This is a genomic window from Actinoplanes sp. ATCC 53533, from assembly GCF_003947245.1.
The window spans coordinates 15,253-28,534 of the sequence record NZ_QHHV01000024.1; the positions used below are offsets into that span (position 1 = coordinate 15,253).

8 protein-coding genes and 1 pseudogene are annotated in these 13,282 nt (G+C 72.5%); all 9 read left to right on the forward strand.

Annotated features, from left to right (window positions below):
* Window positions 1-112: 112 nt before the first annotated feature.
* The 9 genes and pseudogenes from DMB66_RS09485 (at window position 113) to DMB66_RS09525 (ending at window position 13,193) form a co-directional block, all read left to right on the forward strand.
* Complete coding sequence (locus DMB66_RS09485; RefSeq protein WP_125803663.1) at window positions 113-2,695, forward strand: fibronectin type III domain-containing protein; 2,583 nt, start codon at window positions 113-115, stop codon at window positions 2,693-2,695.
* A 10-nt stretch (window positions 2,696-2,705) separates the two neighbouring features.
* Window positions 2,706-3,692 carry a MoxR family ATPase gene (locus tag DMB66_RS09490; RefSeq protein WP_125803664.1) on the forward strand — a complete coding sequence of 329 codons (987 nt, stop codon included), beginning with the start codon at window positions 2,706-2,708 and terminating at the stop codon, window positions 3,690-3,692.
* Window positions 3,693-3,922: 230 nt separating this feature from the next.
* Complete coding sequence (locus DMB66_RS09495) at window positions 3,923-5,068, forward strand: DUF58 domain-containing protein (protein ID WP_125803665.1); 1,146 nt, start codon at window positions 3,923-3,925, stop codon at window positions 5,066-5,068.
* Window positions 5,062-7,044, forward strand: a pseudogene (locus tag DMB66_RS09500) (DUF3488 and transglutaminase-like domain-containing protein); the annotation flags it as partial. The gene DMB66_RS09495 and the pseudogene DMB66_RS09500, both read left to right, overlap by 7 nt.
* A gap of 700 nt (window positions 7,045-7,744) precedes the next feature.
* Window positions 7,745-8,524 carry an SGNH/GDSL hydrolase family protein gene (locus DMB66_RS09505; RefSeq protein ID WP_370318351.1) on the forward strand — a complete coding sequence of 260 codons (780 nt, stop codon included), beginning with the start codon at window positions 7,745-7,747 and terminating at the stop codon, window positions 8,522-8,524.
* A gap of 101 nt (window positions 8,525-8,625) precedes the next feature.
* Window positions 8,626-10,797, forward strand: a complete 2,172-nt coding sequence (locus tag DMB66_RS09510) for a GGDEF domain-containing protein (RefSeq protein ID WP_125803668.1) — start codon at window positions 8,626-8,628, stop codon at window positions 10,795-10,797.
* A gap of 63 nt (window positions 10,798-10,860) precedes the next feature.
* Window positions 10,861-11,262 carry a YkvA family protein gene (locus DMB66_RS09515; protein ID WP_125803673.1) on the forward strand — a complete coding sequence of 134 codons (402 nt, stop codon included), beginning with the start codon at window positions 10,861-10,863 and terminating at the stop codon, window positions 11,260-11,262.
* Window positions 11,263-11,377: 115 nt separating this feature from the next.
* On the forward strand, window positions 11,378-12,640 hold the full coding sequence (locus tag DMB66_RS09520) for an MFS transporter (RefSeq protein WP_125803669.1): 1,263 nt from the start codon (window positions 11,378-11,380) through the stop codon (window positions 12,638-12,640).
* A 154-nt stretch (window positions 12,641-12,794) separates the two neighbouring features.
* Entirely contained in the window at window positions 12,795-13,193 is a 399-nt protein-coding gene (locus DMB66_RS09525; RefSeq protein ID WP_125803670.1) for a nuclear transport factor 2 family protein, read from the forward strand.
* Window positions 13,194-13,282 lie beyond the last annotated feature (89 nt).

Sequence of the window (13,282 nt, forward strand, 5' to 3'; positions counted from 1 at the left end):
TCCTGAACGGGGCGCCGCCGGCGAACGGGGAGGTAGGCAGGCCGTGGCCAGTGCAGATGTCGTGATCGGCCAACGCAAGCGCCGGTGGCGCAGTCGTGGTGGCCTCGTCACCATGGGCACTGTCCTGAGTCTCGTCACGGGTCTGGGGCTCACCGTTCTCGGCCTGGGCGCCGCCGACCAGGCCGTCGCCAGCTACGACGCCGCCTCCTGGGTGTGGAGCAAGACCAAGGGTGAAGCCGCCCGGATCAACGGCGTCACCGCCCGCGTCGACACCCGGGTCAACGTGCCCCACGCGCGCGGCCACCAGGTCCAGGTCTCGCAGAACGACCGCTTCGTCATCCTGCGCGACCCGCAGACCGGCGTCATCAGCTCGATGGATCTCACCTCGCTGCAGGTCTTCGTCAACCCGACCCCGACCACCAGCGGCATCGGCGTCAGAGTCGCGCTGCACGAGGATGCCGCCTTCGTCATCGACGCCGTGCAGGGCGAGGTGCGCCAGCTCGACCCGCGCTCGCTGACCCCGATCGGCCAGTCCCTGCGCTATCCGCCCGGCATCACCGGCGGGGTCTTCGACGGCGAGGGCCGGCTGTGGATCGCCGTGCCCAGCGAGGGCACTGTGTCCGCGATCACCGCCGCGCCCCTGCCGGACGGTTCCGCGACCGGCGGCACCGGTGGCGGCCAGACCGCCGCCGGTCCGGCGCAGGTCCGCACCGAGTCGGTCGCCGCGGCCAGCCACGACCTGGCCATCTCCACCCTGGAGACCGGCGTCGCGGTGCTCGACCGCACCACCAACCAGCTGACCACGTTCCGCGGCGACCAGCGGGCCGACCACGAGCTCCCGCTGGCCGGTCCCGGCACGCTGCCCGAGCACACCGACGGCGAGGTCGTGCCGGTCACCGTCCCCGACGCCCGCCACGTGTACGCGGTGCCTCAGGCCGGCGATGTCGCAGACTTCGTGGTGCCCGGTGACGGCGGCGAGTTGCAGCCCGCGGTGGCCTGGAAGGGCTTCTTCTACATCGCCGACGAGTCCACCGGCACGGTGCACGTGTTCGACGCCGCCGGGCGCCAGCAGAAGGGCATCGACTTCAAGGACCCCGGTGGCCCGCTCGAGCTCGAGGTCCGCGAAAACTACCTGTTCATCAACGCGCCGGGCTCGTCGACCGCCCGGGTCGTCGACAACTCCCACCAGGTGCGCGTCGTCGACAAGTACGCCGACGATGTGCTCGGTGGCGACCCGCCGCCCACCCCGCCGGCCCCGCCGCCGCCCCCGCCGAAGCCGAAGAAGCCGCAGGCGAGCAAGCCGGGCGCGCCGCGCAACGTGCGCGCCGCCGCCGGCAACGCCGAGGTCCGGGTCTCCTGGCGGGCGGCTCCGTCGAACGGCGCGGAGATCACCAGGTACGTGGTCGTGGGCGCGGACAAGACCTTCCAGGTCGGCGCCAACCAGCGCTCGCTCAATGTGACCGGTCTGGTCAACGGCGAGACCTACAAGTTCGCCGTGCACGCCGTCAACAAGAAGGGCGACGGCCCGGCCCGCACCAGCAACGCGGTGCGCCCGACCGCCGAGGTCCCCGACGCCCCCACGGCCGCGACGGCCGAGGCGAAGCCGGACGGCACGGTCAGCGTCAGCTGGCCGGCGGCGAACGGCCAGGGCCTGGAGATCGAGCGGTATGCGGTGACGGCGGTCAGTGACGGCACGTCAGCACCCCTCGCCGAGGTCAAGGGCGCGACCACGTTGACCGTCAAGGACGGCGAGCTGGAATACGGCAAGCAGTACGCGTTCACGGTCGTCGCGATCAACGAGCGCGGCGCCGGCTCGAAGGCCTCGCCGATCAGCAACAGCGTCGTGCCGTTCGCCAAGCCGGGCCGACCGGAGAACATCGACGCGGCGACCGTCAGCGACAAGGCCGGCACGATCCAGGTCACCTGGACGGCGCCGGCGGAGAACGGCCGGCCGATCACCAAGTACCTAGTGGCGGCGGGCGGCAAGACCACCGAGGTCGCCGACGGCACCGGCGTCACGCTGAACGGCTTCGCCACCGGCGAGACCGTGTCGGTCGAGGTGCGCGCGGTCAACGAGGCCGGCGAGAGCGAGCCGGCCACCGCCACCGCGAAGACGCTGTCGAAGCCGGTCGTGACGGTCACCGGATCCTCCGCGACGTTCAACGCCGCGACCGTGACCTTCAGCGTCAACGCCGGCGGCGCCAAGGCCACCTGCACGGTGAAGGCCTCGAACGGCGGCGGCTCCGCGACCGGCAGCTGTTCCAGCCTGACGGTGAAGAGCCTCAAGCCCAGCACCGATTACACCCTCACCGTGACCGCGCAGACCGCGGCCGGCGCCAGCGACCCGAAGGCCCGCAAGCAGGCGACCGACGACCTGTACGGCACCGCCACCTGCAAGAACGGCGAGAACGGCGAGACCGCGACCTACTGCGACAAGGACCGCGATGGCCGCAACGGCAACGAGATCTTCGCCGGCACCTCGCAGGAGGGCAGGCAGGTCGGCTGGGCCAAGCCCGGCACCCGACTCTTGGCATATTGCAAGAAGAGGGGCGAGGAGGTCTACGCCTACATCTACAACAACGACAAGCGCAGCACCTGGTGGGTGCAGGTGAACTACGAGGGTAAGAACTACATCCCGTTCGCGTGGCTCAACCTCGACGGCGGCGACGACATCAACGACCTGCCCACCTGCTGAGGACCCACCTGTGAGCATCGAACCGCTGCCGCCGCAGCACATCCAGGGCTTCGCCACCGTGGCGGCGCAGCTCGCCGACCGGATCGGCACCGTCGTGCTGGGCAAGCCCGAGGTCGTGCGGCTCGCGCTCACCGCGTTCTTCGCCCAGGGGCATGTGCTGCTCGAGGACGTCCCCGGCGTCGGCAAGACCACCCTGGCCCGGGCGATAGCCGCGGCCGTGCGCGGGCAGTGGCGGCGCATCCAGTTCACGCCCGACCTGCTGCCCTCGGATGTCTCCGGCGTGACGATCTTCAACCAGGCGAGCCGCGGCTTCGAGTTCCACCCGGGCCCGGTGTTCGCCAACATCGTCATCGCCGACGAGATCAACCGCGCGTCGCCGAAGACCCAGTCGGCGCTGCTGGAGGTCATGGAGGAGCGCCGGGTCACCGTCGACGGTGTGCCGCATCCGGTCCCGCAGCCGTTCCTGGTGGTGGCGACGCAGAACCCGGTCGAGATGGACGGCACCTACCGGCTGCCGGAGGCCCAGCTCGACCGCTTCCTGGTAAAGCTCTCGGTGGGCTATCCCGCCGAGGAGGTCGAGGTCGAGGTGCTGCGTGGGGCGGCGCTGCGCTCCCCGGACGCGTTGGAGCCGGTCACCGACACGGTCACCGTGGGCGAGATGGTGCGGATGGCGCTGCGGGTGCACATCGCCGACCCGCTCTACACGTACGCGGTCCGCCTGGCCGCCGCGACCCGGGACCATCCGCAGGTCCGGGTCGGGGTCAGCCCCCGTGGCGTGATCGCGCTGACCCGCGCGGCGTCGGCGTACGCGCTGATCAACGGCCGCGGCTACGTGCTGCCCGAGGACTTCAAGGCGCTGATCGGGCCGGTCTTCGCCCACCGCGTGCTGCTGTCGCCGGACGCCCAGTTGCGCGGGGTGACGGCGGCCGAGGTCCTCGACGACGCGGTCCGGTCGGTCCCGGTGCCCCTGCCGGACAACCAGCGCGTCAAGGCATGAGTGAGCGCACCGAGCGGCACCCGGCCGCGCCGGACAGCGGCCTCGCAGGCGAGGGCCACGAACGCATGCCAGAAGTAGGCACAGCATGAGTGAGCGCACCGAGCGGCACCCGGCCGCGCCAGACGGCGGTCGCTCAGGCGAGGGCAACGGACACATGCGAGAAGGCGAGAGCCACGAACGCATGCCAGAAGCAGGCACAGCATGAACGCTCGAAGCCGGCGCGGTGCGGCGTGAGGCGGCTCGGTGGCGTCACCGCGCGCGGGGCCGGCGTGCTCGTTGCCGCGCTCGTTCTGCTCGTTGCGGGGTTCCGGTTCGGGTATCCGGATCTCGCGTTGCTCGGGACGGCGGCGGCCGTGGCGGTGTGCTGCGGGGTCGTCTTCGCGGTGTGGCGGCCCGGGCTCGGGGTCGAGCGGGTCGCTCACCCCGATCGGGTGGCTCGCGGTGAGGCCGCGGCCATGACGCTCACTGTGCACAACACCAGCAAGGTGCGGGCCGCGAACCTCGTTGCCGCCGATCGGTGCGGTTCCGTGAGCGTGCCGGTTCCGCTGCTGCGGTTGCGGCCCGGCCGGGACACCACCGTGGAGTATCCCGTTCCCACGCATCGGCGGGGCGTCGTGCCCGTCGGGCCGTTGCGGGTCACCCGCACGGATCCGCTGGGGCTCATGACGCTGTCGCGGACCTACGGCGGGGTCGCCCGCGTCTGGGTGCATCCGCGGATTCATCTGCTGCGGGCCGTGCCCGCCGGGATGGCGCGCAGTCTCGACGGGCGGATCGACAAGGTGCCCCAGGGCAGCATCACCTTCGATTCGCTGCGTGAATATGTGATCGGCGACGAGTTGCGGCGGGTGCACTGGCGGAGTTCCGCCAAGGTCGGTGAGCTCATGGTGCGTGAGCAGCTCGACACCAGCGAGCCGACGATTATCGTGCTGCTCGACGACCGGGCCGGTGCGCATCCGGAGCTGCGGGACGGCATCGCCGACTCGTTCGAGGCCAGTTGCGAGGCCGCGGCGTCGATCGTCGCCGCGGCGGTGCGCGAGGACCTTCCCGTCGCGCTGCATCTGGTCTCCGGGCCGGCCCAGGGGCCCTTCCTCGACGTGCTCACCGAGGCCGGGCTGCGGGCGGCCGATCTCACCCAGACGCTGCGCAGCCTGCGGCAGAGCCGGCTGGGCGACACCCTCGTCTACCTGACCGGGCCCGGCGGGCGGGCCGATCTGGGCGCGGTCACGGCGTTGCGGGGCGTCTACCCGGTGGTCATCGCCGGGCTCTTCGGGGACCGGGACGCGGCGCCGGTGTCGGCCGGTGGCGGGCTCATCGTCATCGAGGCCGAGGACGGCGAGCAGTTCGCCGGGGCCTGGGACGGGGTGCGGGGATGGTGAGGTGGCTGCGCGCTGCGGTCGTACCCCTGGCTCTCATGATCTTGATCGGTCTGTCCGGCGTGGTGCTCGGGCGGATCTATGCCGACGCGCTGCTCCTGCAGCTGGTCGCGGGCGCGGCGGTGGGCTCGGTCGGGGTCAGCGCCGCGGCGCGCCGGCTGCCGTCGTGGACGATCGCGCCGCTGTCGGTGCTGCTGCTGGCCGGCTACACCCTCGGGGCGCTGCGGATCGCCGCGAACCGCGCCGAGCTCGCCGGGCCGCTGCCCGGGATCGTGACCGACGCGCTGGTCAACGGGATCCCGCGGCTGCTCACCGCCATGATCCCGGTCGAGTCCACGCCCGACACGGTGGTCGTGCCGGTCGTCGCCGCGTGGCTGGCCGGGCTCGCCGGCGCGGAGGTGGCGGTGCGGTCCGGGCGGGTGCTGCTCGGTTGCGCGCCCGCCGCGGCGCTCTATGGCGGTGCGCTCTATGTCGTCGGGCCGAATGCCGGGACCGCCGGGTGGCCGACGCTGCTGTTCGCCGGGCTGGTCGCGCTCGCGCTCGCCGTCAGCGCCCGGCCGCCGGCGGGGCCGTCGCTGTCCGACGTGCCCCCGAAGACCCGCGCGGCCGTGCGCGGTCGCGCGCTGGCCGGTGCGGCCGCCGGCCTGGTGGTCCTCATCGGGCTGATCGTCGCGGTCGGGCCGTGGGTCGGCGACCGGGTCTCCGCCACCCCGGTCGACCCCCGGAGGTACGTCGAACCGCCGCAGGTCGACAGCCTCGACGAGAGCCCGCTGAACCGGATCTCCGGCTGGGCGCTGGCCCCGGAGCAGAAGCTGCTGGAGGTCGGCCCGGCCGTCGCGGGCAAGGGCACGATGCGGCTGCGGCTCGCGGTGCTGCCCGATTACGACGGGGTGACCTGGCGGGTCGGTGCCACCTACCGCAACGCGGGGCGGGTGCTGCCGAGCGCGCCCACGCTGCCGGACGTGCCGCTGCGGCAGGTCACCCAGGACATCACGGTGGACGGGCTCACCGGGCGATTGCTCCCGGTGGTGCCCACCCCGACCGGCGTGGAGGGGGTACGCGTCGCCTACGACCCGACGACCGGCACCCTGATCAGCCCGGAAGGACTGCGACCGGGGACGCGCTACACGGCCACGTCCCAGGCGCAGGAGCCCGACTACAACCTGCTGCCCTCGGCGGAGTCCCCGAGCGGCGACGCGGTGGCGCGCTTCCTCGCCGTCGGCGCCGGGGTGCCGGAGTCGGTGGGTCGCCTGGCCGAGCAGCTCTCCGACGGCAACTCGGGCTCGTTCGACCGGGCGGCGGCGATCGAGGAGTTCCTGGCCGAGCACTACCGCGAGGTCGCCGACGCGCCGAGCGGGCACGCCTACCCGAACCTGCAGTTCTTCCTCTTCGGCCCGCGCGACCGGGGCGGGCAGCGCGGCACGTCGGAGCAGTTCGCGGCGTCGTTCGCGCTGCTGGCCCGGCTGACCGGCCTGCCGTCGCGGGTGGTGGTCGGCTTCGACGTGCCCAAGACCGGCGGCCCGGTCACCGGCGGCGACGCGGTCGCCTGGCCGGAGGTGCTCTTCGACGAGCTGGGCTGGGTGGCGTTCGATCCGATGCCCAAGAGCGACCAGCCGCGACCGGTCGAGGAGGATTTCACCCCCAAGCCGTCGCCACCGCCGCCCTCCGAGCCGCCACCCGCGCCGGACGCGCCGAGTGCGTCGGCGCCGCCGGTGGTCGCCCAGGCGCCCGCGGCCGGAGACAGCGGGCCGCCCGCGGTGCTGGTGGCGACGGGGGCCTCGGGTTCGGTGCTGCTGGTGCTGATCGCGGCGGCGGCGACCGTGGTGGTGATGCGGCGCGGGTTGCGGCGCCGGCGGCTCGGGGCCGGGGCGCCGGATGAGCGGATCGCCGGGGCCTGGCTGGAGTTCACCGACGCCCTGCGGCTGGCGGGACGGCCGGTGCCGGCCCATCTGGCCGCCGGCGAGGCGGCGGCGTACGCGGCGCAGCCGCCCCCGCCACGGCAGCGCAGGGTGAGCTCCCGCGGCGGGGCCAGGGCTGTCCTCGTCAGGGGTCGGGCTGACGCTGGCGACGGTGCCAGGGCCGCCACCTTGAGCGGCCCCGGCCCGGAAGCACAGGCCACCGCCTTGAGCCGCCCCGACCCGAAAGCACAGGCCACCGCCTCAAGCCACCCCGACCCGGAAGCACAGGCCACCGCCTCAAGCCACCCCGACCCGGAAGCACAGGCCGCCGATCCAGCGGTGGACAGGGCCCGGAAAAATGCTGAGTCCGTCAATGCTGGGGCCGTCAAGCCAGGCGCGGCAAGCATCCGCGCGGGCGCTGGGTCGGCCCCGGCGGATGGTGCTGTCCCCGTCGATGCGGCATCCGTGGGATGGCGGCCCGAGGACGCGCCGGATCGTGGCGGTGTCGCGCCGGTGCGGGCCGCCGCGCCGCCCGCCGGGTATGGGCTGCCGCCGCTGAATGAGCTCGTGGCCGGTGTCAACACCGTCGGCTTCGCGCCGGGTGCGGCCGACGGGCAGCAGGCCGAGCGGGCGGGGCAGCAGGCGGTCGCCTACGCCGATGCGTTGCGGGCGAAGCGGTCCTGGTGGCGTCGCATCTGGTGGAGCCTGCATCCCGGCCCGCTACGGTGGCACCGGGAGTAATGACGCGACTATGGACTCCCGGACTCGTAGCTTGAACCTCGTGACAGGACTGATCGGTGCCGCGCTCGGCGCGGTCGTGGTCGTGCCGGCCGGGATGGCTGCGGTGATCCTCGGGCAGGCTCGCGGCGTACAGCGCGTCGTTCCCCTGGCGGTGCAGCCGCCACCGCGCGGCGAAGGGCTGATCGGCCGGCGGTTTCCCGGCCGGCCCCTCACCGTCGCGATCCTCGGCGACTCGTTCGCGGCCGGGTACGGGGCCACCAGACCACGCGAGACGCTCGGCGTCATGCTGGCCACCGCCCTGTCACGCCGGCTCGGGCGCCGGGTGCAGCTGTATCGGCCGGCGTTCGTCGGCGCCTTGTCGTCCGATCTGCCACACCAGGTGGACGCCGCCCTGCAGCACACCCCCGACGTCGCTGTCATCTACATCGGCGGCAACGACGTCACCCGTTTCTCGCCGCTGCGATCGGCGGCACTCCACCTCGGCGAGGCGGTCCGCAGACTGCGGGCCGTCGGTTGCCACGTCATCGTCGGCACCTGCCCCGACCTCGGCGTCCTGCCGCCGTTGCGGCCGCCGCTGCGCTGGCTGGCCACGCTGCGCAGCCAGCGGCTGGCAGCGGCCCAGACGGCCGCGGTCGTGGCCGCGGGCGGCCACCCCATTGCCCTGGCCGACCTGCTCAACCCCTTCTTCAGAGCCGATCCGGTACGGATGTTCGGCGCTGATCGCTTCCACCCCTCACCCGACGGGTACGCGCGAGCAGCAGCCGTCACCCTGCCGCCGCTGCTGGCCGCGCTGCGTGCCGAGGGCCTCCTCACCCGGTGACCCCCACCGAAGCGCGAGCGGGTAGTGAGGTAGCTCACAGCGAGCCCGCGGCGGGTGTTTCGATCGCTCATGTGCGGCTCGCGGCATCCGATAGGCCCGCCATGGGTGATGCCGGGGCATTGGGAGTGCTGGCGCCGTTCGTCGGCGGAACGTACTACGGCACCCTCGTTGCCGGCGTCGCCGCCGCGGCCGAGTCGCACGGCCGGCGGCTCATCGCGATCCAGACGCTGGACGCGGCCGCCGACCTGGCGGTCACCGGCGGGGACCCGGCCTTCGACGCACCCGTGTCCTGGGATCACATCAGCGGCTTCGTGGCCATGGCCGACGCGGTTCGTCCCGAGTACCTGGCCCGGTTGGCGCTCGCCGGCAAACCGGTGGTCCTGGTCGGCCACACCGTCGCGGGGTTCGATCGACCGGCCGTGCTGTCCGACAACGGCGCCGGCATCCGGGCCGTGGTCACCCACTTGATCCGCGAGCACGGGTGCCGCCGCATCGCCTTCACCGGCCACCTCGCGGCGACCGACGTGCGCGAACGCTACGACGCGTACCTCGAGGTGCTTGACGCGCACGGCCTGGAGCCGGGCGTGTTCCTGCCGGCGTGGAACAACGTGGAAAGCGGCATCACCTGGCCCGCCGGCGACCTGCTGCGCCACGGACGGCCCGACGCCCTGGTCGCCGGGACCGACCGGAATGCGATCGCCGCCCTGCAGGTGCTCGCGGCGGCCGGCCTGAACTGCCCGGACGACATCCTGGTCAGCGGATTCGACGACATCGACGAGGCCAGCCTGCTCCACCCTGAGCTGGCCAGCGTCGGCCAGCCGCTGGACGCGATGAGCCGGCGCGCGGTCGATCTGTTGATGCGGCAGCTCGACGGGGAGGACGTGCCGCCGGTGCCGTACCTGCTGCCCACCGGCTTCGTGCCGCGCAGCTCGTGCGGGTGCACGAGTTTCGCTGAGAAGCTCCCGGCGCTCGTCATGACCGACGGGCTGCGACGTCTCGGTACGCGCCTGGTCGGCCTGTTGCCGGCGGTCGAGGCCGCTGCCGCCGCGAAGGGCGTCGAGGCCGCCGAGCGTGCCGCCGCGGTCACCGCCGACGCGCTGGTGGCCGCGGCGGCGGGCGACACCTCCCGGATCGAATCCGCAGCCGGTGAGCTGCAGGAGTTGCTGGCCGGGAGCCCGGATCCGGAGACGTTGCGGGTGATCTCCCGGGCGGTGCAGGAGTACGCGGTCGGCCTGCCCGTCGCCGACGCGGCGGTCGCCACCCGGGTCGGTTGCGGCGTGCAGGCCATCATGCTGTCCCTGGGGCGCTCGCGCAGCCGCGCCCAGCTCGGTGACAGGCTGCATCTGCGCTCGCTGATCAGCATCAACTACACGCTCAACCGGGCGCTGCTGCACCGCCGCGACATCGAGCCTCAGGACCCGTCGTGGCTCGGCCTGACCCCCGCGATGGCCGGCTCGATCGCGCTCCGTGGGCCGTACGGCGAGCTGGTCAGGACGCCGGGCTGGCGCCGCCACCCGGGCCCGGCGATCCCGCCCGGCCCGACGACAATCGCGGCGTTCCCGCCGGTCGAGCTGCTGGACGCCGCCGAACCCGGGCAGACGGTGTTCGTCGTGAAGGCCAAGGTCGGCGACAGCGACCGGGGCTGGCTCGCCCTGGTCGACACCGTGGAGAGCCGGGTCGAGGACGGGCGGGAGATGGTCAACCAGTGCGCCGCGCTGTTGACCATCGCCCTTGACCTGCGCGACCAGGAGCAGCAGCTGATGCGGGAGGCGCAGTCGGACCGGCTCACCGGCCTGCCCAACCGGTCATCGTTCATCGCGTCGCTGGAGGCCGCGATCGCGCGCCGGCGGACGGACGGCAGACAGGCCGTCGTGCTCTTCCTCGATCTCGACGGGTTCAAGCGGGTCAACGACTCGCTGGGCCATCACACCGGCGACCGGCTGCTGGTCAGCGTCGCCGACCGGCTTCGGCACTGCCTGCGCGGCGAGGACGCGGCCGGACGGTTCGGCGGTGACGAGTTCCTGGTTCTCCTCGACGACGTCGCGGCGGGCCCGGTGCTGGACCAACTGGTCGGCCGCATCAGCGATGCGATCTGCGCGCCCTATCGCCTCGGCGACCGGGTCGTTCGCGTCGGCGTGAGCATCGGCACCGCCGAATGCGGCGCGGGCACCACCGTCGAGCTGCTCCTTCAGGAGGCGGACAGCTCGATGTACCGCGTCAAGGCCGCCAGGCGCGGCGCGGCGGTGCACTCACTCACCGTCCCGGCCGCCTGAGCCCGCCACCGGGACTGGCATGCGGCCTCGGCCGCGACGCGTAGGGTCCGGGAGGTGACCGCCATGCGGGAGTGGCTCTTCGGGCTCGGCGTCGCCCTGGCGTGCCTCGTCGCGAGTTGGGTGCTGCTGCTGGTGCTGGCCCGGCGGCTGCCGCCGGGCGTGCTGCGGGACCTGGCCGCGTTCATCCCGGACTGTGTCACCGCCGTGCGACGGTTGCGGAAGGATCCCCGGGTGCCGCGCAGGGCCCGGATCGCCATCGTCGTCGCCGGGCTCTGGGTGGCGAGCCCGATCGATCTGATTCCCGAGTTCATCCCGGTGATCGGCCCGCTCGACGACATCGTGGTCGTCGCGCTGGCCTTGCGGTATGCGGGACGGCAGGTGCCCCGGGAGGTGCTGATGGCGGCCTGGCCGGGCGAACCCCGGCTGCTGGAACGCCTGCTCGGCCCGGCGGCCCCAAAACGATGACGGGTACGCCCGGAGGACCGCAACGCCTCACGGGTGGCTCAGGTCACTGTGCGAGGCACCCCGGGTGCCGCTGGTGGCGGCTTCCAGGAGGCTCTCGGCGGGAGGTCTGACTGAGATGTGTGCCGCTTGCGGGATACCCGCGCACCTGCCGGCGGCGGCTGCCCCCGTACCCCGCAAGTTCGCCGCCCTGCGGAACCCGGATTGCCGTCCTTATCTTTTCGGGGCGGCGCTGGGGATGATGGCCGACAACATCGAGCACGTCATCACGTACTGGGTCCTGTGGGAGAAGTTCCACTCGCCCGCCCTGGCGGGCTTCCAGGTGATCAGCCACTGGCTGCCGTTCCTGTTCTTCTCCGTGTATTTCGGCGGGCTGGCCGACCGGTTCGACTGCCGCCGGGTGATCCAGGCCGCGCAGGCGCTGTTCGCGCTGGTGTCGGTGGCCTGGGGTGTGCTGTTCCTGACCGGCTCGCTGGAGGTCTGGTCCGCGTGCGTGCTGCTGGTGCTGCACGGGCTCGCCGGGTCGTTGTGGGGCCCGGCCGAGCAGTTGATGCTGCACGACTTCGTCGGCCCCGACGAGGTGCCGAGCGCCGTCCGCCTCAATGCCACCTTCAAGAGCCTCGGGGTGCTCTTCGGGCCGGTGATCGGCTCGGCGCTGCTGCTCGGTCTGGGCCCGACGGCCGGGATCTTCGCCAACGTCGCGTTCTACCTGCCGCTCACGCTCTTCCTCTTCCGGACCAAGTTCACCGGGCACAGCCGGGCCGGCGGTGCGCCGCGCCGGCGGCTGGGCGTCGTCGACTCCGTGCGGGTGCTGCGGCAGGTCAGCGGCAACCGCACGCTGGTCAGCATGATCATTCTGGGCGGGCTGGGCTCGTTCTTCGTCGGCGCCTCGATGCAGTCGTCGATGCCGATCTTCGCCCAGGACCTGGGGGCGGGCAGCGCCGGGACGGCGTACGGGATCCTGCTCTTCGCCAACGGCGTGGGTGGGGTGATCGGAGGGATCCTGCTGGAGGCCACCGGCCGGCTTCGGCCCACCGTGGTCTCGGCCGTCTTCAGTACGGGCGTCTACGGCCTCAGCACCCTGCTGTTCGCCGTCTCGACCAGCTATCCGCTGTCGGTGCTGTTGCTGGTGGTCGGCGGCGTCGCCAACCTGGCCTCGATGTCGATCGGGCAGACGCTGGTGCAGTTGCTCGCGCCGCCGGCCGACCGGGGCCGGGTCATCGGCGTCTACGGGATGTCGACCAGCGGCATGCGCTTCGGCAGCGGCATCACGGTCGGGCTGTTCGGCGCGGTCGTCGGGATCCACTGGTCGCTCGGGCTCAGCGCCGCCGCCCTGTGTGTCGGGACGGTGCTCGCCGGCATCTTCGCGCGCCGCGCCTGAGAGGGCGACCCGGCTGCGGTTCGGCGGGCGGCGCGACCCTCCTTCGGGCTGTGATCTGGATCACTCGATCTTTTAGTTACGTTGAGGTAACTGGTCACTCTTGGTGACCATGGGTCGTCACCAGGAAACAGTATCGAACGAAGGAGAAACCTTGATGACCGACACCCTCGCTGTCGCCACCCGTTACGTCAACGCGTTGAACGCCGGCGACTTCGCCACGGTCGCCGGCATGTTCGCCGACGAGATCGTGTGGCACCAGCCCGGCAGCAGCCAGCTCTCGGGCACCTACCGCGGCGCTCCCGCGGTGGGCGAGTTGCTGGGTGCCACCATGACGCTCAGCGAGGGCACCCTCAGGCTCGCGGCGACCGGTGCTCCCATGGTCAATGGCGACGTGTGTGCGTTTCCCATCCACTTCAGCGGCAAGCGCAGCAACGGTGCCGAGATGTCGATGGACGGTGTCGACGTGCTCAGGATCGAGGGTGAGAAGATCGCGGAGGTGTGGCTGTTCTCCTCCGCGCAGGCGGATGAGGACGCCTTCTGGGGCGCCGGCTGAGCGCGGATCCCGGTGTACGGGTCGCGCGTCAGATGTCTCCCTCCGGCGCCGTTCTCGCCGCTGGGCCGCCTATAGTTTCGATCAGAGAT

What these genes read in the sequence shown, in the direction of transcription:
- DMB66_RS09525 (WP_125803670.1), top strand. Translation starts at nt 12,795, where the DNA reads ATGACCGACACCCTCGCTGTCGCCACCCGTTACGTCAACGCGTTGAAC.
- DMB66_RS09485 (WP_125803663.1), top strand. Translation starts at nt 113, where the DNA reads ATGGGCACTGTCCTGAGTCTCGTCACGGGTCTGGGGCTCACCGTTCTC.
- DMB66_RS09520 (WP_125803669.1), top strand. Translation starts at nt 11,378, where the DNA reads ATGTGTGCCGCTTGCGGGATACCCGCGCACCTGCCGGCGGCGGCTGCC.
- DMB66_RS09515 (WP_125803673.1), top strand. Translation starts at nt 10,861, where the DNA reads ATGCGGGAGTGGCTCTTCGGGCTCGGCGTCGCCCTGGCGTGCCTCGTC.
- DMB66_RS09510 (WP_125803668.1), top strand. Translation starts at nt 8,626, where the DNA reads ATGGGTGATGCCGGGGCATTGGGAGTGCTGGCGCCGTTCGTCGGCGGA.